A 24,545-nucleotide genomic window follows, 5' to 3' on the forward strand; every position below is an offset into this window, starting at 1 on the left:
TGTTATTATTGTAGTGATTTATTTCCAAGACCACTGACTGCCATTGACGTCAGCTTGGACCAACCAACTGTTGGAGTTCCATTTCAACGCGTTATCTAGGCTATTTTTAAGCTGGCCGTTTTCCATTCGCCATGTCTGATTCGGACGCTGGCTACAAGTTTCCATAGTGATGCTTGACCCTTGCTGATCCAGACACAGACCTGGTGCGACCTTGCTGATCATCTTACCTTCAGTCGTTAGTTGCCAAAGTTGGTTGTCACCGCTGTGACAACTCCAGCCGTATACTCGAGCTCCCGGAGTGGCAGAACTTCCTTCAACGTCCAGACACTGGCTACCTTGAGTAGCAATTTGCTTCCATTGCTCTGCTGGTTTTTCATCGCCTGACGCCGCACTAAACAAAGCTGAAACAACAGAAGTCATAGGTTGAGTATAACGAGACGCTTTAGGCGCTCTATCTTGCCAGCTCTGTGGAACAGACTGAGTCACATCCCATTCGCCACTGCCATCGTAGTAGGACTTCGCTACCGCTTCAGGGGTTGGTGTCCAAAGGAAATCAGGGTGACGATTCTGATACCACTCGCCTCCGATAACATTGCCCTGAGCATCCAATTCCAAATCGTAGTAATACGTCACTCGCGATACGCCATCAAGCTTTGGCTTGTCGTAATTTCGATGAGTTGGATTCGTCTCTACCATGTAATCTACAACCATCTGTACACCAACGACTGAGACAGCACGTGACGCGCGATACTGGGTGAACTTGTCTTTTTTGTAGTCCGCCATCGCGATAGTCACATCGGCTGGATTGCCTGATGAACGATTAGTCTCTGGGTTAAAGTACTTAACCTGATAGCCAAGGATCGGCTGGTTCCAGACTTGGTAATCGTATGTCGCATCCATAATCATGCTACGACCCGTAATACCGATCTGGTTGAGTACAGATAAATGCCAACTTGCTGGGTTGTTGTCCACACAGTCAGGTTCGATAACACGACCATTTTCGTCTTTTTCAGGGTTCTGAATATTGCAGCGACCACCAATAAAACGTGTATTAAACGGCGCTTCTGCCCAAAGCAGTGTGCCTAGAGCTTTGACGTCTGACGGATAGAACTTAAGCATTTCTCCGTTTGCATCAGGCACTGTAATCGACTTTTCAGGACGAGGAAGCATGTAAGCCGCAGCAGCCCAGCCATGGCATAGTCCCATCCAACGCTCTACTTTGCCCTGCGACTCATAGTAACCTTTACCTGAGTCCCACGAACGCTTGGTCAGCGTGAAGTTTTTATCCCCGACCAATAAGTCATACTTCTCTGCCGGAGAAAGTAAGTGGCGCTGCTCGCTTGAGTAGTTATCCAACGGTTTGATGGTATGCGAAAAATCGTAGTATTCCTGCCAGTCTGACGCGTAAAGTTCACGGTCAGAGTAACGCCACGCGGCTGCGCCGGAGTACAAGGGCCAGTAAGTATCAGACCAAGGCTGAACATCCAGATATTTTGAATCTGGCGCCGCACTATCCAGTTCAACCAAATTACGAATCAGTGCGTTACCCATATCAACCAGACGCGCTGGGTTATCGTTGTTCAGGTTTGCTGAGAATCGAGGAGCAATGACTGGCTCTGCTCTTTCCATAACCGTTTCACGCATTTGATCTCTGAAGCGATCAAGCTCTTCAGCACTCATGGTTTGATATTCGTCTCCTTCTTTCTCTGGTAACGCATCCATGACTTTTTGCGGATTGGCGTGAAACGCCGTCATAAATGCATCTATGCGTGCATTGTCCGCAACAGCGGTCAAAGGCACCGAGATAGACAACAAGGTGATGATTTTTTTCATTATAAAGCTCTACGTTGTTAGTTTTTATGTTCTATAAGCCAGAGTGATACCTCGACTCTGGGCGGCACGTAGAGTGGTGATCTTTGTTCCGCAAATCAATCGGGAAAATCAACCAAACATCAGAACCGTGAATGGTTCCAACAAAAAGCAGTCTAGGTACTTCAGTGTTTATCTAGAGCGATTTTTATTTATATATGAGAAGGTTATTTGCAATACCCTATTTCTGTTAACTTTGTTGCGCCGATAAAAATGCCCGCATAAGGCGGGCATATCGACGATTTGGTTAAATTTTACTCTTCGTTGAGCAAATCTAAGAAAAAGGCGTATTCAAGTGCGTCTTCTCGTAAACGCTTAAAGCGACCAGATGCGCCACCATGCCCCGCCTCCATGTCTGTTTTAAACAGCAGCACATGATCGTCCGTTTTCAGTTCTCGCAATTTCGCCACCCATTTCATTGGCTCAAAATACTGAACTTGAGAATCATGCAGGCCTGTTGTCACTAACATGTTCGGGTAGCTCTGCGCTTTGACGTTGTCGTACGGCGAGTAGCTCAGCATGTAATCGTAGTATGGCTTGTCATTCGGATTACCCCATTCGTCGTATTCATTGGTTGTCAGGGGAATAGATTCATCCAACATGGTTGTAACTACGTCCACAAACGGGACATGAGCACCAATGCCTCGATACAGCTCAGGCGCTTGATTTATAACTGCTCCCATTAACAAACCACCCGCCGATCCACCGACCGCAAACACTTTGTCTTTTGCACCATAACCAGCTTCCGTTAAGCCTTTAGTCACATCGATAAAGTCATTGAATGTATTTTGTTTGGTCAGTTTTTTACCGTCTTCATACCAAGGTCTTCCCAACATTTCAGAGCCACGGATATGCGCTATCGCATAGACGAATCCGCGATCCAGCAAGCTCAAACGCGCTGAACCAAAAGTAGGATCGATCGTATGACCATATGAACCATAACCGTATTGGTAGATAGGATTCGTGCCGTCTTTTTTGAACTTATCCTTACGATAAACCAACGAAACCGGCACTTTTTGCCCATCTCGAGCGGTGATCATAATACGTTCAGATTGGTAGTTGTCGGCATCAAAATCACCAAGCACTGGCGTTTGCTTCATGATTTCCGATTCACCTGACTCGAGGTCGAAATCGTAATACGTCCCCGGCGTCGTCAGGCTACTGTAGTAAATACGAACCTTTGAGTTATCGAGCTCTCGGTTGCCAGTCATGTAAGCCGCAAACGCGGTGTCGTTAAAGGCTAATGGAAACTCATTGCCCGTTGAAAGCTGACGCACCTTAACTGTGGTTAAGCCGTCTTTACGCTGCTCATAAACTAAATGGTCTTCAAACAGCGTAAAATCGACCAGTTGAGTTTTATCATCCGCGGCAATCACGTCCTGCCATTTCGAACGGTCATGCATCTGATCCTTATGCACTTTCATTAAACGAAAGTTCACAGCCTGATAGTTGGTGTAGATATAATACCAGTCGTTAAGCTTAGCGATGCTGTACTCAATGCCTTCCTCTCTCGGGTAGAAAGGTTCAGCCTTGGCTTTAGGATCATTGGCATCAATGACAGACACCCCACTTGTCTCAGTACTTGAGTGGAAGATGTAAACTTGTTCGCCGTCTTTACTCTTGCCTAATGACATGTAATACGCGCTGTCATCTTCTTGGTAAATCAGCTCATCACTGCTTTGTGGCGTGCCAAGCACATGACGATAGACCTGATAGCCCAGCAAGGTTTGAGGATCTTTCTTGATGTAGTAGAAAGCTTGATTGTCATTTTGCCAAGCCACACCGCTCGATGCCCCTTCGACTTCATCTTTAAGGTATTCGCCTGTGGCAAGGTCTTTGACTCTAATCGTGTAAATTCGGCGGCTTAGGGTATCTTCACCGTACGCCAGTAAATTCTCATTTGGGCTAACGTACAAGCCACCCGTACTGAAAAATTCGTGTTCTTTCGCCAGCTCATTGACGTCTAAGATAACGGTCTTATCTGTCCCTGAGAAATCTTTGGCGCGCTGATAGATAGGATACTCATTGTCGCCAGAGACTTCGTTCGAATAGAAATAGCTCCCTTCTCTTACAGGAACTGAACTGTCATCTTTTGCAATACGCCCTTTGATCTCTTGGAATAGTTTTTCCTGTAGCTGTTCAGTGTGCTTTAACACCGAATCCGTGTATTGATTTTCTTTTTCGAGATGCGCCAAGATCTCAGGATCTTTTCGCTTATCGTCACGCATCCAGTAGTAGTTATCTATACGGCGCTCACCGTGATTATTAAGCGCATAGGGTTCTTTCTTGGCCACAGGAGCCGGAACTTGCTGAACCGCGAGTTCTAATTGAGAAGGTTGAGCCACAGTCTGAACTCCTTGAGAACTGCACCCGGCGATAAGCGCCACAGATACAGCTAATGTAGTTAAGGGAAAACGCATCTATCGATCCATAAAAGCGTCCATCAAGCTGAAGTAGCCCACTCAGTGAACGCATCTGTAAAACAGCCTAGATAGTGAAACACTACTGTTATAAAACTCAGCAACGAGTCACAATATCTTATATTTAACAAACAGTTACGCTATCAAACATACATTCAAGGTTCAAATAGTACGAAGAGTCATTATGTCGAAAGTGAGCAATCACTGACAAGATAAAATTGGGCATGCGTAGGGCTTAATTCCGCAAATACACATCATTTTGGACGCCTATCGGCTAGGTTACTGTGCCATTTCCTAGCAGAAACCATAAGTTGGTCGGTAAAAAAATATCTCATAGACGAAAGTCATCCACCTCAAAGCGAGCTTATTACTTGCTGACTAACTCTACAGTCGCTGCAAGATTTAAGCTTTTATAAAGATATTTTATCTATTCACATCAAAAAGTTAGTGTATTAACTCTACATTTTATATGAACATTAATGATCATTACCAAGAATGAATAAATGAAAATTAATAACTATTAATGATCATTGGCAAGCATTCATTTTCTTCTCGCCATAGAGTTCGAAAAGCAACCAAGTGCATATGGATGATTTTATCTATAGCACAAGACCTGCTGACAAGAAGAATTCACAACAACGAGGCGAGAAGAAAAACTATGAAATTAAACAAGTTTGTATTGGGCATGACATTTTTGACAGGCAGTGCATGGGGTGCCGTGGATATCAATCACTGTAATCCATTAGCGAGCGATTCATGCGGTTTACCATGGCCAAGCAATCAGGCGTTTACAAAAGAGGATAGCCAGTCAGAAACTGGGCTTCGTATTAACATCAAGAATGCGGTGTTTTCCGACAGCTTTGTCCAAGAACTCCCTAAGAGCTTTACCCCTGAAGATATTGTCAATGGTAAAACCGGTTTCTCAGTAGCGGCTCCCGTACTTTTTGAATTTCACCAACCATTTGATGCATCAAGCCTGCCTGAAGATGGTGGTAACACCGTTCAGGTTTTCGATTACAGCACCGACCAAAAAGTGCCTGTTGCTCCTCTATCCAGCAAGCCAGCGGATGTCAAAGACGACGATAGCCACGTACTTTCAGTCTACCCAAGAGCAAGGTTTAACTATGGCAATACACACATTGCGGTGGTCACTAACAAGCTGAAAAGTGAAAGCGGTGAGCACTTCCATCCTTCCAAAGGGGTGAAACAAGCACTGAGCCAAGATGGATCAGAGCTATCCAATTTCTACGAACCTTACATTGAGTATCTCGAAGCGAAAGGCATCGAAAGAGAAGAGATCCTTTCTCTGACCGTTTTCACGACTGTCACCAAGGATGACGCAACCAAGCAGTTCGCACCATTAAAGGAGCAAGTGCTTCAGACAGCACCAAAGGTTGAATTTGACTGGGATAACTCAGGCTATGTGCATGACAGCAATGAAGTGGTTTATTCGCTCAAGGGACGTTTGCAGTCTCAAGACTTCAGAGACAAACAGACCGGCAGAATCACCGATAAAGCACGTGATGTGTGGTTAGACTTTACTATCTTATTTCCTAAAGACGCACTATCGCACTCAACCCCTGTTGTTATTTACGCTCATGGGCTTAATGGCGACCAGTCAGATGCCAGTTCCGTTGCCGCGCCAGCGCTTGAAGATGGTCACGCTGTGATCGCCATTGACTGGGTGTGGCATGGCTCCAGAGCGGAGGATGATTCTGGACACGTTGGCTCAATCATGACCCCAGAAAATGCGGCCAGCCTGCCGGGTGGTGCTGTGCAAAGTAACCTTGATATGCACACTCTCCTCAATGCAATCAACACATCTTTACAAGAGCTAGACTTCTTACCTTCGCCTGATGGTGTGCCTGACTTAGACAAGACCAAGATAACTTTCCTTGGAACGTCTCTGGGCACGATTCTAGGGCATGGATTCTTATCGACTACCTCCGGTCAAGGCTTGAATGGTGGCTTCCTGCAAGTACCCGGTACAAACTTTAGCCGTATCCTCACCAATTCAGTCACTTACACCTCTAACTCAGTATCTTGGCAGGGAGTCGTACCTGAATCCGCCACGGGATCAGAAGCCTCACTTTTCTGGTCTATGATGCAGACGGAATTTGAAATCGGCGAAGGCGTTAGTTACTTGGAGGATAAGGTCACTCCAATTGGCATGGTATATGGCCTAAAAGACAGCTTTGTACCACCATACACAGGTGAAGCGCTGGTGGAGTTGGGCGATCTTCCGTTAATTGAACCTGTCCTTGAAACACGCGAGCATCTTGAGACCGCGCCTGACTATCGTGCCGGTGAAGGGGCATTACAAATCAATGGGGATCACTTGGTGTTTGTGAAAGATGAAGCCATTGAAAGCTATAAACATTGGTTACTGTCGGTAACTAATGCCAACCCTTTACCTAGATACGATTACGTCTTCCCTGAAAGCTTAGAAAGCTATCAGGCTGGCACTCAGGTGCTTCAGGAGAAAGATGGCAATATTTACCAATGTCTGGATGGTCAAGCCAGCGGCTATTGTCAGCAGTGGTCAGAATCGGCCAATCAATATGAACCGGGCGTCGGTTTGTATTGGGAAATGGCGTGGAAACTGGTTCCTTAAGTCAAATGGCCTAATCATAGTAACAAAAGGCTGGAGGGGTAACACTCCAGCCTTTGCTTAAGTTGTCTAGTGAATAGACTTTAATCTGCCAGCTTCAAAGGATTAGATTCAAATGGAAGGTAGCGCAGAGAGAACAGTACAGATGCGCGACAAGGTGTCTGCTTCATTACTGCTTGAAACTGGTCGAGATTGAGTTTCCGTGCAGAAAACCCATTTCCTTCTTGCTGAACAAAAATTTCATTGATGATTCCGATGTCGCAGCCTAGCTGCTGAGCATATTCATCCCAAGTTTCATCATCTAACAGTTGGGTTCCCCGACCGTCCTGAAGCAACACTTTAAGACCTAGCCCAGTTAAATCTTGCAACCAATATTGGGTTTCCTTTGGTGACGTGGCACCAGACAAGTACACACTGATCATTAAAGGAATGTCATATTGTTTTACATGCTGCTGCAACAAGTACTCAAGCTGTTTTCGTTTTTCTTTGGTATCAAAGTCGTAATCACTCAGCTCCATCGGGATGTACAGCCCCTCGACACCATGTCGATGACGCTCAACCCACGAGTACCATCGTTGATAATTAGCGCCTAGTTCCTCAAAGTAGCTTTGAAGGTAACGATTTTGCTGCTGCGCAGTGCCGTGAATACTCTGAAAATAGTCAGGGTCAGCATACAACCCTAACCAGATCTTGGAACCTTGCTCTATCGTCGATTCAAGACGCGCCGCCAGCCAACCTTGCTGACCACCAAAGGCTTCCTCACCGTATTGATTCCACTGCACCACCAGCGAACGGATGCCAACACGCTCCACTTCAGAGAGCAGTGTGCCCCACTGCTCAGGGGAGACAGGTTTATCCCGACTCAGCGGCTGATAAAAAATCCCTTTCTCTTCTGGCGCATTATGTTGACAGGCACTTAAGCTGAATAACGTCAGAAGTACGAAGAGAAACGCAAGATAAGCGTATCTCCGCTGTCCTGATAGCCAGTGTTGTCGATAATGTGTTGCCACTCTAACCCTACCTCTGAATAGACGGCATAGCCGTCATAATTGCTCTCTTTCCATTCCCACGCGAAACTGACACCAGCGCCTGCGCGGGTGTCTTCAAATTTGCTGTGATTCGTTTCGCTTTGTCCCCATTGAGTAAACACATAAGGCGTCACGCGTTGGCGATTTTCTGCAGCCACTTTAAAAGTTCTACCCACATCGTAGCGGGAATATAACGAGTATTCGTCACTGCCATCCAAGTAGTACAACGCGTCGACGTAGAGTTGCTGAGTCAGCCAGTTGTCTTTATCCGCTTTCCACGCTTTAGACCAATCATCATTAGAAAATACATCGGCGCTTAATCTCAAGTAAGGCTTAGTGTCATCGTTGTCTGAATTTAGTCCCTGCTTTACCCCGAGCTTTAGAAAATAACTCCACTCTTGCAGCGGTTTTATCTGAACCCCGATATCAAGCTCGCTTGATGTCCAATTGTCGTTGTCAGAGTCATATTGACCACTATGTAAACCAGAAATACTCAAGGCAGTTTCGATAGCGTTTTCTGTATCGAAGTAGTACTTTGCGTCTTCATAAAGGAAGAAATCTCCTGTCTGATCGGAGTATCCCGGAACAGCGGAACCTCGGCTTTCACCAATCCAGCCTGCGACCGCAAACTTCCATCCTAAATTCAGATCACGATGAGCTGTCTGGAAATACTCCCTCTGCTCATCGCTAATTTCTGGCTCTTGTATCGCTTGCTGGTAGATGTCTTTACCCTGCGATTTATCGCCATTTCGTATTGAGGCGGAGGCGTATTCAGCCAAAACAGACGTATCATGACTGTACGGCTCGAACTTCACCGCATTGGCAAATAGTGGCTCTGAAATCTCAGGATAGGATTTAGCCAAAGCGTAACCCACCGCCGCGCTCATCCCACCTTGCTGGTCGTGGTCAATCACGGTTTGCGTTAATGTCTTTAAACCACGCACATCGTCAGACTCACTGTAAGTAAGCGCTAAATTGCGTGCTAACTCCGCTGAACCAACCTGTTTAATCGCCTGCTCCGTTCGCGCTTTGGCTACTGCGCCATCATCCATCTTGTTGGCAATGGCGACACCTAGCTCCCACCATGCCAGAGATTCAGAATCAGCCAACGTTGACCACTCTGCATTGGCTTGGCTTACATCCCCCACTTTCAATAATGTTTCGACATAATCGAGCTGGTCAAAAGGCGTCATGACGGATTTTCCGGCGATCAACCAATAGGTTTTGGCGCCTTGAAAATCCTGACCTTGGTGGAGCCATCGGGCAACCACTAGTGCATCTTGTGCTGAGACCTGATCTGAGAGTGTGCCAAGATAAGTATGAGCCGCTTTGATCGGTTGCTTGGCACTTTGGCAATAAGCAAGCGCCTGCGCAGCAAAGTCAGATCGAACGTGTGTATCCAGTTTCGAACACTGTTGCTGTTCAAACCAAATCGAAGGTGCGATTGGAGACTCACTTTGCTTGGAACCAACATCGGCTAAATACTCAATATCTGAGACGTGCAATGCGGAGACATTACGATAGGCCAACGTTTGTGCACGTTGAACCAAAGGCAGATTCTGAGCAAATTCTTCAGGGTGATTCTCTATCGCATCGTGATAAAGCTTACCTTCCAGCGTCTCATCTTTCGCTAGTGCCGCGTTGTATGTGGCTAAATCAAGGTGCTTGAGACGCTCAGATTGTTGATACAAGTGTTGCCACTGCTCAGCCGCCAGCAAGTACTCGCTTTGATGACCATAAGCGGTGGCAAGTGCCGCCATTTCGCTCGTATTCTGTGTTTCTTTCAACAGCGCAACCACAGCCTGCCAATCACTCTTCGCAATGTAATGATCCACCAGCAGTTTACCCCTTGTCGCTTCATACTCACGGCGCTCAAAATGCGTACCTTCAAGCAAAGAATAAGCACTGACTTGCTGCGCGACATTCAACCAGGCTTCTGGGCTATCCATCGGGTCACAGTGGCTCATTTGTTGAAGCGCAGCTTGGTGGTCGCCCGATTTGTCCAGAGCGAGTACTTGCTGCAAGCAGGCTGGAAACAACACCCCTTTGCGACGAATCAGATCCATTTGTTCAGAGCTAAGCGAACGAATGTATTCCAATTGCTTTTCCTCATCACCGGTCAGCTGAGAAGTTTTCTCTAAGGCTTCAAGAGACACTTTAGCCTGTGCCATGCGACGAGTATTGATCTGAGATTCAGCCTGATTTTTCAGTAACAAGGCCGTCAATTGGTCATTATCTTTCTGCTTAACAAACGCTTGCGCATCCTTTTCGCGGCCTAGGTATAAAAGCGAGAGAAGATAGGTTTTGTCGTCCTCAAGCATACTCTCTTTATTAGACTGAATTCGCTCTAGTAAAGGCAGCGATTTTTGATATTGCTTGTGCTTAAACCACTGATACGCCTCATAGCGATAAACCTCCGTCGACTTATAACGACGCGGTTGAGAATCACTCCAGTGAAGCGCTGCTTTCTTGCCACGCTTGCTTTCTATCGCGTAAAGGTGAATCAGGTACCATCGCTTTACCTGAGGCTCAGTAAGCCCTTGGCTTAATGTGTAAAACTGATACGGTGTAAACAGCTCCGCATTAAGGGAGCGTCTGGCTCTCAGCTCGAGTAGTAGTTCGCCGCGCTCACTCTCTGGTAGCTGATCAATGTAGGCCTCCAAATCACTGTCATGGATACCCGCTTTTACCGCCAACTGATAAGCGAACTTCATAAATGGCACATGGTCAGGGGCCAGCACCATCGCATGACGCAACTCGCTCAGGGCATCAGAAAACTGTCCTGCCGCTTCTAAGCGATAAGCTTTATCCACATAGGGGTAGACGCGAAAATGCAACGACTCGGAAAGCCCGGAATAGATTTGATCGTCGAGATGACTGTCGGCCTCAACCACTGAGCTGAACAGCAGCAATACCGCGACCAAGGCGCCGAAAACGTTAGACTTCATACAGCGGCTCCTTCTCGACACGCTGACGTATTATCAGGTCGGGAATACTGCGCTTATGACCATTCTGTAGCTCAAGCGCACGTGTGATATCCGACTCTCGCAGATACCCTTTTTCAACCAGAAACTCACCAAGGCTCATGTCGCTCACATTTTCAAACGCAAGTATCGCCTGATGCAAAACCGCAGGTTCTATCAGATGTGCAGACAGCAAACAGCTGCCTAACTGGCTTTGCGTCGCGAAGTAGATGCCTTTGATTTGCTCGACAGATGCAGTGCTCAACTTACCGTCATTTATCGCGCGTTGAATCTCTGGGTTTGGGTTCACACTGCGATCATCGAGATACCAATACCGTAAGCCAAGGGTTACCGCACCATTGGTGGTGATCACCCAACGAACAGGAACGCCAAGTTTACGTTTGATGGCCGATAGCCCCACTGGGCTAAGCGCAGATTCTTTACCTAAAATCAGAACACCGTCTTCCCAACCTATTGGTAATACGGAATATTTCAATGCCATCTTTTTCGGCAGTGACTCCACTAAATAATGATCCAGATCGAATGGCTCGACTTTGACGTATGGCATCTGGCATTGTTCAGCAATCGCCTCACTCAGTTGCTCATTGCTGACTAAAGCGCTTTCCACCAAATACATACCCAAGAGTTTGTTCTTCGGCTTTTCCAGAATGACGGTTTCCAATTGTTCGCTAGACAAGTGCCCGTTCTCGACCAATATTTGCCCGAGAGGCTTCTTGCGGTTTGCTACTGTTACCGAAGGAAAATCGTGAGTGGTTTTGTCCCATGCGACACGACGCGGATCCCCTTGCTCAATCACCTGACGAATCGCGCGTAGATTGGCCGCAAAGTTGATGACGTTGCCCCAAGCGAGCCGGACAATCGACAGCACTCCTTCGGCATAACCGTAGTATCGGCTGACAAAATAAAAACGCTGGAACAGACGATTGGCTAGCAGCAAAGCATTAAAGGTTAAGATTGCGTATGTGAACGGGTCATTACCAATCAACGACATAAACCGATATGCGCCTTCCACAAAGTGGCTGTAGAGACTCAAACTCACCAGTTGGATCAGCAAAAACATAGCTAAAAAGCCCGCCACGTTGCTGATCACACCGCGACGATCTCGCCATAGAAAATAATTAACGCGCCAATCGTTGGTCCATTTGTGATTCTTAAAACCCTGAAAGACAATGCCGATGATCCAGCGACTCTTCTGTCGTACCGCGGTGGAAAAAGTGGTTGGGAAATATTCCCTGACGCACACTACGCTTCCTTCACGTAAGGAAACACCAAAAGCGTCTTCTTTCAACGTCTGCAAATCTTTGTCGATCACTGGGAAGCGAACAAAAATCTCATTCATCCCCCACTGCTTGAGGCGAAAACCGATGTCGTAATCTTCCGTCAGTGACTGAACATCAAACGGCAATCCATCCCCTTCCACCAAAAGTCTTAACACGGCTTTGCGACTGAAACAGGTTCCGACACCAGCACTCGGCACCTGACCTGCGATGGCTTCTCTGACCACAACGTCTTTGCCATGCAGCTCCGCAAACTCGTCCGCATAATGGCCTGGTGTCATCTGGTACCATTTGCGTGTATAGGGATAAACGGGAAGCTGAATCAGATCTTTGTCCGGCAACAGATAGTTAAACAGTCTTAATTCCATGGAAGAGAGAACGTCTTCAGAGTCATGGAGGATGAAGCCGGCAAACTCCAGCTTTGCCTTCTTTTCGAACTCAATGATGGATGCAATGACGTTGTTAAGGCAGTCTGCTTTGCTTGTCGGCCCCGGTCTGGCGCACACCACTTTATGCACATTGGGGTATTGCGCGCAGACTTTGTCTACGTCACTCTGCGTTTCAGGATCATTCGGGTAAGTCCCAACGAAAATCTGATAGTTTTCATAATCAAGCTGAGATGCAGCTAACTCCGCCATTTTGCCGATCACACCGTGCTCCTGCCAAGCGGGCACCATGATCGCCAAAGGTTGTTCAGGCTTCTTGTAGAGCTCTTTTGCTTCTTTACGCGAGTATTTTTTATATGTTGTTGTCTCGCGCCAGAATCGGCGCACCCAGTAATAGACATCGATAAACAGATCATCAATGCCACATACCGCCATCACTATCATAAGTACTGCCAGCAGAGCCTTTAGGCCCAGCAGGTAGAACATGAAAAAATCAAGAAAGTTCACAGCATGCCTCACTGATCACGCGAGCAATCTGCTCCGATGCCTTGCCTTCACCAAACGGGTTGTCCTGCTGACTGAATGAACCAAGCGAAAGCATCTCTAGTGCGCTGGCCACGATTCTGTCTGCCTGATCGGCGCCACTCAATACTGAATAGCCTTTTGCAACGGCTTCAGGACGCTCTGTCGTTTCGCGCAGTACCACCACTCTAGTGCCAAAGGTTGGGGCTTCTTCCTGAATACCACCGGAATCGGTTAACACTAAACAGGCTTCTGCCAAGCATTGTTGCAACTCAAGGTAGTCCAACGGTTCGCTAACAGTGACTCGTTCTACGCCCTCCAAGGCCTGCAACACCTGCTGTTTAACTTGCGGATTGGGATGAACCGCAAACACAAACTCCAAGTCTGTTCGGAGTGCGGACAACTGCTTTACAGCCTGACAAATCGTGGCGATATTTGCCCAGTTTTCACGGCGATGGGCGGTCACTAACACCTTATTAGAGCACTTTGTCTCTACTTTACCTTGCGTTAGTAGGTGCACCTGAGCATCAATCGCAGTATTCCCCGTGAGGTGGATATGTTGAGAAGAAATGCCTTCTTGCACCAAAGCCTGATGAGCACCCGCGGTTGGCGCAAAGTGTAGATTTGCAATGCGAGCCACCATCTGACGATTCGATTCTTCGGGGAAAGGGTGTTGCATGTTTCCACTACGTAGTCCTGCCTCTACATGGGCAATGATGGGCACACGTTGATAAAACGCCGCCAATGCGCCAGTGAAGGTCGTGGCAGTATCACCATGAACTAACACGGCTTTAAAAGGGTGTTGGAGTAGCAGCTCGCTGATCGAATCGATTAACCCAGAAACCAAATCACTGACACCATCGCCTTGAGGGCGCTGTAAGATAAAATCTGGACGGATGGAGAACACATCAAAGGTTTGCTCAGCCAAGGAGTCATGTTGGCCGGTATGGCACCAAACTACCGAAGAACCTTGCGCTTTAAGAGAAAAATACACCGGAGCCATTTTGATAATTTCAGGTCGAGTACCTGTCACTATCAATACGTCAGAACATACTACGTCAGTCATTTTAGCGATAACCACATGTCAAATATGCTTTATTTAGACTCTGGGCTTCCTGACCAAACTAACGTCGAGCATCCGCATTTTGCTCTCTCACGAATAAAGCATTTGATGAAATACTATAAGGGGCGCGAAGCGTAGCATGGTGATTTTCATGAAAGATAAATCATTAAAATGAACCCTTAAAAAACCTAAAAATAAGGGGATAAGAAGAATTCATACAAAACAACATACCGCATAAGTGGTCATGAAATAACGCCAATATCGCAACAATAGTCGCTATAAACTGCATTAATAGATTATTTACAATCTAAATGTCTCATATATGAGAAAGGCATTCATAATTAGTGTTCCGCTCAAAGCAATGGGAACGTTGGTAGTATTGATTGAAATTGGCGAGCAGCAATCGCTCGCCGAATCTTGTTATGATTTTGGCGCTTAATGGCTTTAATCAGGGTATAAACGATAAGTTTCACGCAATGTGCTGAATGCATCTAGTTCAGGCTGCCAACTGGCTTCAATTTCCTGATACGGTTTTCCTTGGCGAATTTGATTGAGTACTTCCGTTGTCCCAATCAGCTGAGCAAGCCATTCCGGTCGATCAACAATTGCACTATCTTGATAACCTAGATCGCGCATCGCCCAGTACCAACGAGAAAATGCCTCAATACTGAATTTGGTGTTTGCAGGTGGAGCAATTCGATAGCTTTCACCATACACATATTGACCTTGCTGCGGCCAAGCAGAGCTGTCATCTGCAATTTGGAATTCGTGGTTAATTTTTAAGTTTTCATCGGGGTAACCAATCACCTCAAAGGGAGTATTCGTTCCTCGGCCTACACTGATGGTGGTCGATTCAAACAATCCTAAGCTTGGGTAATAAATAACAGACTCATCCGTTTGCAGATTTGGTGATGGCGCGACAGGTAAAGAATAGCTGTCGCTGTGACTGTATTCCGGTACCTTAACAACTTTGAGGTCACCTTCATCAAGGAACACACCATTACTCAGCCATAATTCACCGTTAATCATCAGTGCTAACTCAGCAATCGTCAGGCCATGGACGACAGGAATAGGTGCCATCCCCACAAAAGAGACATGTTCTGGCTCCATGATTGGGCCAGCGATATAGCTCCCATTTGGGTTCGGGCGATCGAGAATCACCACCTGACGACCGTATTCTGCCGCCGCTTCCATAACCAATTGCATAGTACTGATGTACGTGTAAAAGCGGACGCCGACATCCTGCATATCAAAGACCAGTACATCAACATTCTGCAGATCTTCCTCGGTAGGCTTTTTATGGTCGCCATATAAAGAAATGACTGGTAACCCGGTTTCAGGATCAATGCCATCTTCCACTTCTTCACCTGCATCCTGCTCACCTCGTAGGCCGTGTTCAGGTGCGAACAAAGTCGTCACGTTTACCTGTTCTTCAATCATGGCATCAATAAGGTGAACGCCCGTATTGAGGCGCGAGGTTGGGTTAACGACCAACCCAACCCGCTTGCCCTCCAAATAAGGCAGATATTCTTCCAGTTGATCGGCGCCCACTGCAATTGAGGAAGTGGTTGACTCTTCTTCATCACAACCTAGGGTAAATATCGTACTGACTATCAATAATATCGACAGTAAAACCTTCATGTTATTACCTCATCTTTTGTGTGTTGCTTGATATTTAGGTGTTGTTAAGCACCCTCTTCATTTCCTGAAAAGGGTGGTAGTGTTATTCGCTGAAAAAGCAGTGGCGTTAGTAACTCACGCCGTAACCGATTGGGTATTTGAGGTCGCCCATACTACCGTCTTCGTTCTGATTGAAGACTTGCACTGGTAAACGGCCGTTTGGATTGAGGGTACCCAGAATGGTTTTAGCCACAGACTCCATCACGTGTGAGCCAAGATCGTTGCCTTGCTCATCGATACCGTAGTAGTTGTAAGTCGCAATAGCGCTGTGCGAGACATCCTCAAAGTTCACGACATCGTATGGAGCCCGCAAGGTAAGGTGGATAACTCTTTTTTGATTTTCGAAAGCGTATTTCATCATGCTGTAAGCAAATTGGTTATCATCGATTTCCTCTGCTTTTTGACGCTCGTGAACATTGAATACCAGTGAATTTGATGCACTTGATAAACGCTTCAAGGCTGTGCTGAAAGAGTCACCATTGTCCTCGACTGGAGATGGTTCTGTGGCAGCAGTGCCGACAATAATGGTCTGAGCACCATCAATGTTTGTCTTTTCGGCGTCTTCCGTGGTTTCAGATATTAAAACGCCTGTCACTTGCGTTACCCCCTGATCATTGAGCGCCACTTTCAATGCTTTGGCTTTATCACCTTCGCCATAATTGGGCATGATGATGTGTACGTTTTCAATTTCATCTGGGTTGAGGGGTAAGGTGTCGTCTTGGTTTTCTATCAGGGTAATTGACTTGTCGGTTATCTCCCTTTCTGTCTCTTGATGTTGCACATTACCTATCAAATTCTGAGCGTTACCCTGAACCTCAGAAAGGTCTACTTTCCCCGCAACGTTGAGCACATTCCGCTTCAGCTTAGTAGCAATGATTCGTTCAACAGACTCATCAATGCTTTGCTCGGAAAGCTCGCCAGCCTCTACCGCCGCTACCACTTCATCAATCAGCTCACCTAACTGCCCTTCACCGCTGGTTGTTCTAAAAAGGGTTGGCATAAGTGCGATGTCCACACCAGCCTGGAACGTTTTAATCACCGCATCCGCTTCTTCAAAGTGTGCCGCAATACCTTGCATATCAAGCGCGTCGGTAATAGTGAGGCCCTGATAGTTGAGTTCTTCACGCAATAATTCAGTTTGAATCTTGTGTGATAATGTCGCGGGTACAATGATGGTTTCGTCGCTGCGGCTACCCACGACTTCAGAATCATCCAAAGCCGGATATTGAATATGAGCCGTCATGATCATGTCAGGCGCCAAGCCTTGTTCGATGGCTTCTTTGTAAGGGGCTAAATCAATCGCGTACGCTTCTTCAACAGACTTGTTAACGATGGGTAAGCCGTAGTGTGAATCCGATTCAGTATCACCATGCCCCGGATAGTGCTTAAACGTCCCGATGACATTTTCATCGGCCATGCCTTTTGCTGACTGCCCTCCGAGTAAACCCACGAGCTGAGGGTCTTCGCCGTAGGATCGAACATTAATGACAGGGTTAAGCGGATTTGATTGGACATCAACGACAGGAGCGAAGTTAACATTAAATCCAACCGATTTAATTTCTTTCGCTAAAATTCTACCCGACTCGTAGGCCAGTTCAGGATTATTATCATTTAAATAGGCAGCGCCAAGAGCCATATTACCGGGTAGGTTTGTGGCTTGCGCTCTTGGCAAACGAACAACATTCCCACCTTCTTGATCTATGGTGACAAATAATCCAACCTCTTGATCCTCTTCAACGGCGTTTTGCATGTTCCAGATCAGCTCGGCAGTTTGATTAATATCGACCAAATTACTACTGAATAAAATCACACCACCGACTTTATCATTGCCAATAATATGTCGAACACTCTCATTTATTTCAGTTAATCCATCAACACATTCAGGTTCTCCTTCGTCACACCAATAACGAAATGACATTATTATTTTTTGTGAAATCTTTTCTCGCAGCGTCATATCTTGCGTAATTACGCGTGCCCTATCTTCCAAAGAAAGGGAGTCCGAATCATCAAGACATCCAACTCCCATCAGGCATACCATTGTAATTAAAGAAAGTCTTAAGCTCTTTTTCATTCTACCCCCGCACAATATAATTTTATTTCTCAGATTGACTGCGTACTCGCTGATAAACTGCGCCACGCTAACTTTTGTAAGATAGAATGCTATTTAATAAAACCATTTGTTATTGGAATAAATATCACGACTTATCTATTCCAATGAGCTTAAAAATGGAATAAAACACTGATTAATTAATGAGAAAAGATATCAATAGTCATGATTAAAAAGACGAGAAGAGGCTATTCCAAATAGGAATAATATTGGTGGTGGTATGATGAAATAATGTTGATATTTTTCTAACATTCAATTCTGTGTCACAAAAAATGAACAATAATAAAAATAAGCAATTTAAATATATTCAAATAAAAAACAAATAGGATAAGCACACTAAATATAAACGCCCAAATCCCAATAACGAGTAATATATCCTCATTAATTAGTAGATGTGAATTTATATAAAAATCCGATATTGATTACTCAATATCGGATTGGTCATTTTATTCTTTATCGATTGGAGTATGACTACTCAGCACAACTTCCAATCCACACCCAACCAGAATATGGATCCGCGGGCGTTAACTCTGCATCTGTCCAGCGTTCCGCTTCATATAGGCTGCCTTGGTACGTCACCTGTGCGTCTGGCTCATACTGCCCCGGCTCAAATTCAGGAATATCCGCACAAATGCCATCGCCACCACCGGTGTTTTCGCCAATCACTTTCAGCTGTGTTGACTTAACCGCTGACTCCTCACCGTCTGAAGCCTCTAGTGAAATGGAATAGGTCAGATTGTAATCCGTCACAGGCGCGGTCACTTCGAGCGTGGCACTGTTCGTGTCACCCACGACTGTTAGATCTGAAGGTACGGTCCATTGGTAGCTCACTTGTTCACCTTCCGGATCGGTTGCCGATGCTGTAATGGTGACCGTTTCCCCACTATCAACCTCGTAATTCGGTGATAGATCAATCACTGGTGGCTGATTACCAGGAGGTGGGGTTTCTCCACCTTCTCCACCCCAGATAGAGCCATCACATTCGTTGCCCATCAGACATGCCGGGCTTTGAGCGTAGGCGTCGACCTTACCGTCTAACCAGCCGTTGTCCGTATCGTTGGAACCAATCGACACGACAGCTGTGGTCGAGCCGCCTCCCCAGAAAATAGAGAAGACATTACTCTTCGGCAAATCATGCATCGCCACTCTCGACCAATCATAGCCATTGTCTTTTGCAAGGAGCTCACCAACGTTGCTCGCACCATTGTAAATCTCCGCGCTTAGAGGTTTATCGAGTAAGCCTGCTCGAATGGTACTGATATCTGTACTGATACGAGCGTCACCCATGAAGTAGGAGCCACCTGACGCTTCATGTTCAACGCTGATGAGATCATTACCTTCCTCTTCGGTCGGCATATGGCCGCCTGGGATCTGCCAAATCATTGCTGGTGAATCTGCGCCATCACTGATGGTTTTCACGTAAGAAAGATAACGTGTCCAGCTCGTTGCATTGTATGCGTAGTTAGCAATCGCTTCCGACCCAAAACCATCTCGTTCATATTTATCAAACACGATGTAGTCAGGCGTGTAGGTACCGCTGTAGACATCTAATGAAGCGATGAAATCTGCTACTTCTTGTCCTTTAGCTTCAGACTGATCCTCGGGTGTATGGATCCAATTCGCAGAACCCACTGCCCAAAGGTTAATCTGCCAACCGTAAGTGACGTCCTCAGCCAATTCGCTCATGATGAAGTTTAATGATGCAATATAGCCCTTCAACGTGTCCTCAAACTGCGGGATTTCTACAGGTGGCTGATAGCCGTAGGTCTCTGCCATGTATTCCAGAGCACGCGCCAACTGATTGTTGACTTCGACACTGCCCGACACACTGAGCATTTCAACATCAGATGGGTTTTTCTGCAGTTCACCAAGGAAGTCAGGGTTAAGTACAAACGACATAGGCGAGCTGCCATCGCCACGAGCGTATTCCTGCGCGGCTGTCGCCTGAGTAATGAAGGTCGCGTAATGTTTGTACAGGAGGTTGGTATCCTTCAGGTCACCCCAGCTTGCGCCACCACTGGCGTTGGCGGTGTAAACGACCATGACAGGCAACACAGGCTTGCCAGAAATTCCGGATGCAGTTTGAGCATTCGCGTAGGTCGTATGGAGAGGAAGGCCATCTTTCGGCAAGATGACATCTGGGTCACCGGAGCCACTCAGACCGGCGTACTTGAAGATTGCATCGACGCGCGTAGCACCGATTTTTTGAGTAGCCTGCTCACTGTCATTGGTCACGGTGCCGTTGGCAACGAAATCAGGGAAACCTTTCACTGCTAGGCTCATCGCTTCTCTAAATGGTAGGGCTAACGCGAACGGAGTACTACCAGCAGTTACCATGATTGACTCTTCACCATCGTAGGCGTAGCGCGTCTCGCCAGCGGATACTGGATCAATCTCTACCTGATATTCTCCCGGTTTCACGCTATCAGGCAGCGTGAACGTGTTCTCTGTAATCTCATAGCTGTAAAGACCAGAACCATCTGTCGCCACTAAATTCACTAAAACCGGCATGGCTTCAGTTGGCAGCCCTGAAAGCGTTGCTTCCACAATACGGAAACCTTCAGTATCTATGGCAGTGGACGAAACGTCTGCGGTGATTTTAGTCGCACTGTCTTTGTTGATTGAAATATTCAAGTTGTCCTGAGGCTGATGCAAAGTGTTATTCACGGTGACTGGCGAGTAACTTAGATCGTAGCTGTGGCCATCAAGCAGTTTACCAATATCCAGATTTCCACCAAATGGCACGATGACGCTGCGCTCAATATCGTCGCTGCCTGCAGGATGTACTGCAACGTTTGTGGTCAGGTTTCCAGCCACTCCGTCAATGGCAGGCATGGTGAGATCGATGGCCGCATAATAAACAAATGCATCGTATTGAACAGAAGCCGTCGGTGCTGCTTGGTCACTGTCCACTGTCACCGTGGTTGCTGGTGAAGCCGCTGTAGCAATCCCCTTTTCACTCGACACATCCAAGGCGGTGACCTGATATTCACCATCTTTTAAATGGTCGAGTGTGTAGGTTGAGCCCCATGCGACTGAAACTGTTTCCGCGTAACTTTCCCCTTCAACCAAAATGGAAGCTGAAGACAGGCTGGAATGAGGGGACGTTGGCGCAATCAGTTCAATCTTCCCTTGTAACGCGGGATCATTTTTGATGATGACTTGCTCAACACTAAGGTCATTTTGATCGATGAAATCACCGTTTGTTGAGTTAAGACCAAATATCAGATCGAATGATGCACCTGCTGCCAGTGGGTCAGACGTTGCGTCATGAGTAAACACAAAAGTATTGGGCTCTGGGCTACTAACGTTAAATCCCGGAGCACCCCATACGCTGTTCACTGACGCATCTTTACTTGTGGTGACCCAGACTTCAGCACTGTCTAAATCCAACGTTTCACCGGACACGTTACTGACGGTGACCTGCGCCGTTGAGTACCACTCCTCTACGCCTTGCATTGCAATTTCTGTTTCCACCGATGCACTCTGTGTAGCAGCGATGCTGTTTTGTGGTGCTGCCATGGCGGATTGAACAGCCAGCAATGGTGAGCCGATTAACGCTGCGGTTACCAACAAACTGATCGTTGTTTTTTTCATGATTTGAATCCTATGACACCTATATCGAATAAAAGTGGTGCCTTTATTTGTTAAGCCAAATTTATAGTTTGTTCCGATAAACCATCACCTATATTTAGATGGAATTTTTGTCTATCTAGACATATCGGAATCAAATCCATTTTTTAATGGGAACTTTCACAAGGCAAAATTGCTTAATTAAAGTTTGATAATCATTCCAGAATTCAATCATTCCGTTTAAATTGTCAAAATATACAATAAATAGCCGTTATGTATTTTCAATAACCTGATAGCCACCAAAAATAAAGAGACAAAAATGAAACAATATCGAAACATATACAGAAGAAATCTTCGGATAAAAATGATATCAAATCGATCAATTGACAAATATTAAGACAGTTTCATCGATAAAGAACCCTATGCTTAGCGAAACAGTAACCCCCATAGCCAACAAACCAAAAAACAATAATAATTCAATAACTTAAAATAAACCCATTAAACCAAGCAGTGAAAATCAAAGATAACCACCGAGACGAAATCCAACTTTTACTGAAAAATCCATTAATATTTATAAACGAAATAAAAATTATTCATTAAAACCATCATGGTTATAACTCAACGTTCTATTACCAGAAGCTAAAATATCGTTTAAATGAAATGCCCACTTCCTATAAATTTAATAAAATTACTTATTATCCAGACCTAATAATAAGGCCACTCAGTAGAGTGGCCTTATTCAGTTCTAGATTTTTATTTTAATTAAATTACGACGACGTAGATTTAGTATAATAACCTACAGCGACGACTTTGTTATCCAATACTCGATAATAAGTGTGTTTATTCTCAACGTTACCTGATAACGGATTCAACCATCGGTAGGAGTACTCCCCTCGCCCATTCTTACGCGCCAATGACAATAGCTCCGTCACGATTGGTTTGAGATCTGGATTAAGAATTTCGTTATGCGAACGCCCAACTAACTCCGGAGAGGTGCCGTGAGCGAGAAACTTACCAGAGTTAATATCGAGCACAAACACATACAGATCGCCTTGAACAAAATCACCATCAATATCGTTGAATGCGTCTAAACTCTGCTGCTCTGAACTCACCATCGCGGCCATAGCTCTCGACAATAGTTGTTTTGCTTCAGTCGCACTGGAACGCTCAGGATAGTAGCCCACGGCCACAATCACATCTCCCACCCTTTCAAAGAAGGTTTTCTTGGGCTCCCCCATTCGATCGGTTGGATTGGTCCAGTGATAGTCCACCTCACCATAGCCATTGTGAACCGCTTTCGAGATCATCTCACGAAAGAAGGGCTTACCATACACATCCTGAGTATCCAAAACACTGTCACCAATTAGCACCATTGATGAGCCACCACTGGCGAGAAACTGGCCATCGACTCCCACCGCAAAGACATACAGTTCGTCATCAACAAATGCTGAGTCAGTAGAAAAATCACTGACCGCCTTATCGCCTTGGTTCTGAATATGCAGTACGGCTTTTGATAACAGCGTTTTTGCTCTGCGCTCTGCCTGCGTTGCGACATGCGGCTCCGAGATATCCAGTACGTTGACCGCTTGCTGGCTCTCTTCAGCTTGTACTATCGCGCTGCTGAGAGCACTCAGCATCAAAGTGGCTAAAAGAAGAATTCGTTGTAATTTCACGTTCATACCTCCTAGTATCCGACCATAGATGGCAGCCATAAGCTGATTTGTGGGAAGAAGGCAATCACAAACACACCAATTACCGAGGCAAGCACAAATGGGTGAATCTTAGCGGTAATTTGCTCCACCGTGGCCCCGCCTATCCCCGAGGCAACGAAGATATTTTCTCCCAGTGGTGGAGTGGCAAAACCAATCGACAACGTACATACCACCACAATCCCAACGTGCGTTGGATCTGCGCCAAGCATGTACATAATGGGCAGCAATACCGGCACAATGATCATGATGGCTGCTAGGGTTTCCATAAACATACCAATGAACAGCAGTAGCGTGATGGTTAACGCCCACACTAGGTACATGTTGTCGGTGAAGCCAAGCAGAGATTCTGCTACAACCACTGGTATTTTCTGTTCGATCAGCAGGCGACCAAACACAGTGGCAGCAAACAAGATCAGCAGGACACGCCCTGTAATCCAGGTTGTGGTCGACAGCGATTTGGTAATGCTCTTAAACGACAATTCACGGTGAATAAACAGCCCGACAAACAGCGAGTAGAAGATCGCAACCACGGCCGATTCGGTCGGAGTAAACATGCCGCTGTAGATACCGCCAAGGATCAGAAACGGCGCTAATATTGACCACACACCACGGCGCAAAGTATGCCTGATATCACCGAATGACCAATTCTCTGTCAGACCAGAATAGCCTTTGCGCTTCGCGATCATGTAGTTGGTAATGACTAAGGTCGATGCCATGATCAACCCCGGAACGACCCCAGCTACAAACAGCTTTGGAATCGATAGAGAGGCGAACTGCCCGTGCTGCGCAATGGCTTCCGGTGGGGCCATTAAACCCATCGCCGAAATGCCAAAGATGACCAAAGGAATCGACGGCGGAATGATGATCCCGAGACCGCCTGAGGCAGCGGTAACCGCCGACGCGTAGCTTTTCTCATAGTCACGTTTCACCATCGCTGGGACCATCAGCATACCCACCGCCGCGGTCGTCGCTGGCCCTGAGCCCGAAATCGCGCCAAAGAACAGACACGCCATTACAGTGGCGGCACCCAGCCCCCCTGTCACTGGCCCGGCAAGGCTCTCAGCGATATCAACCAACCGCTTGGAAATTCCGGCTGCTTCCATCAAAGCGCCCGCGAGTACGAAGGAAGGCAAAGCCATCAAAGGGAAATTACCGACCGAGGTAAATGCGATTTGCACCAACGCAATCGGGTTCTTATCCAGTATTAAATAAGCAGCCATTGAAGCCCCTGCCAGAGACACAGTAATCGGTGCGCCTAAAATCAGCAGGGTTAAAAAGCCGCCAAACAAAATCAGAGTTAAATATTCATCCAT

The 24,545-nt window shown here is 46.3% G+C and carries 12 protein-coding genes; 1 reads left to right on the plus strand and 11 read right to left on the minus strand.

Annotated features, from left to right (window positions below; all coding sequences use genetic code 11):
* Positions 1-18: 18 nt before the first annotated feature.
* Positions 19-1,833 carry a ricin-type beta-trefoil lectin domain protein gene (locus F0265_RS08105; RefSeq protein WP_171748493.1) on the minus strand — a complete coding sequence of 605 codons (1,815 nt, stop codon included), beginning with the start codon at positions 1,831-1,833 and terminating at the stop codon, positions 19-21.
* Positions 1,834-2,123: 290 nt separating this feature from the next.
* On the minus strand, positions 2,124-4,289 hold the full coding sequence (locus F0265_RS08110) for a S9 family peptidase (protein WP_171748494.1): 2,166 nt from the start codon (positions 4,287-4,289) through the stop codon (positions 2,124-2,126).
* A gap of 658 nt (positions 4,290-4,947) precedes the next feature.
* Between F0265_RS08110 and F0265_RS08115 the strand changes: the two genes are divergently transcribed.
* A complete protein-coding gene (locus tag F0265_RS08115) occupies positions 4,948-6,903 on the plus strand; it encodes a chitin-binding protein (protein WP_171748495.1) in 1,956 nt (651 codons plus the stop codon).
* 80 nt (positions 6,904-6,983) lie between these two features.
* Here the strand turns inward: F0265_RS08115 and F0265_RS08120 are convergent, their stop codons facing one another.
* From F0265_RS08120 to F0265_RS08160, 9 genes are all read right to left on the minus strand, one after another.
* Entirely contained in the window at positions 6,984-7,910 is a 927-nt protein-coding gene (locus F0265_RS08120; protein ID WP_171748496.1) for a DUF4434 domain-containing protein, read from the minus strand.
* Entirely contained in the window at positions 7,832-10,876 is a 3,045-nt protein-coding gene (locus F0265_RS08125; RefSeq protein WP_171748497.1) for a hypothetical protein, read from the minus strand. Before F0265_RS08125 ends, F0265_RS08120 begins: the two co-directional genes overlap by 79 nt.
* Entirely contained in the window at positions 10,866-13,061 is a 2,196-nt protein-coding gene (locus tag F0265_RS08130; RefSeq protein WP_171748498.1) for a glycosyl transferase family protein, read from the minus strand. The genes F0265_RS08125 and F0265_RS08130 overlap by 11 nt, the downstream gene beginning before the upstream one ends.
* Before the next feature lie 7 nt (positions 13,062-13,068).
* Complete coding sequence (gene wecB / locus F0265_RS08135) at positions 13,069-14,163, minus strand: UDP-N-acetylglucosamine 2-epimerase (non-hydrolyzing) (RefSeq protein ID WP_171748499.1); 1,095 nt, start codon at positions 14,161-14,163, stop codon at positions 13,069-13,071.
* Between the two features lie 441 nt (positions 14,164-14,604).
* Positions 14,605-15,801, minus strand: coding sequence for a DUF1343 domain-containing protein (locus tag F0265_RS08140; RefSeq protein ID WP_171748500.1), 1,197 nt, complete (start codon positions 15,799-15,801; stop codon positions 14,605-14,607).
* A gap of 106 nt (positions 15,802-15,907) precedes the next feature.
* Complete coding sequence (locus tag F0265_RS08145; protein ID WP_345775863.1) at positions 15,908-17,911, minus strand: glycoside hydrolase family 3 N-terminal domain-containing protein; 2,004 nt, start codon at positions 17,909-17,911, stop codon at positions 15,908-15,910.
* A 507-nt stretch (positions 17,912-18,418) separates the two neighbouring features.
* A complete protein-coding gene (locus F0265_RS08150) occupies positions 18,419-21,544 on the minus strand; it encodes a hydrogenase expression protein (protein WP_171748501.1) in 3,126 nt (1,041 codons plus the stop codon).
* Positions 21,545-22,287: 743 nt separating this feature from the next.
* A complete protein-coding gene (locus tag F0265_RS08155) occupies positions 22,288-23,193 on the minus strand; it encodes a cache domain-containing protein (protein ID WP_171748502.1) in 906 nt (301 codons plus the stop codon).
* Positions 23,194-23,204: 11 nt separating this feature from the next.
* On the minus strand, positions 23,205-24,545 hold the full coding sequence (locus F0265_RS08160; protein WP_038162149.1) for a TRAP transporter large permease: 1,341 nt from the start codon (positions 24,543-24,545) through the stop codon (positions 23,205-23,207).

Origin of the sequence: Vibrio sp. RE88 (genome assembly GCF_013113835.1) — a bacterium.
In the GTDB taxonomy this organism is placed as follows: Bacteria; Pseudomonadota; Gammaproteobacteria; order Enterobacterales; family Vibrionaceae; genus Vibrio.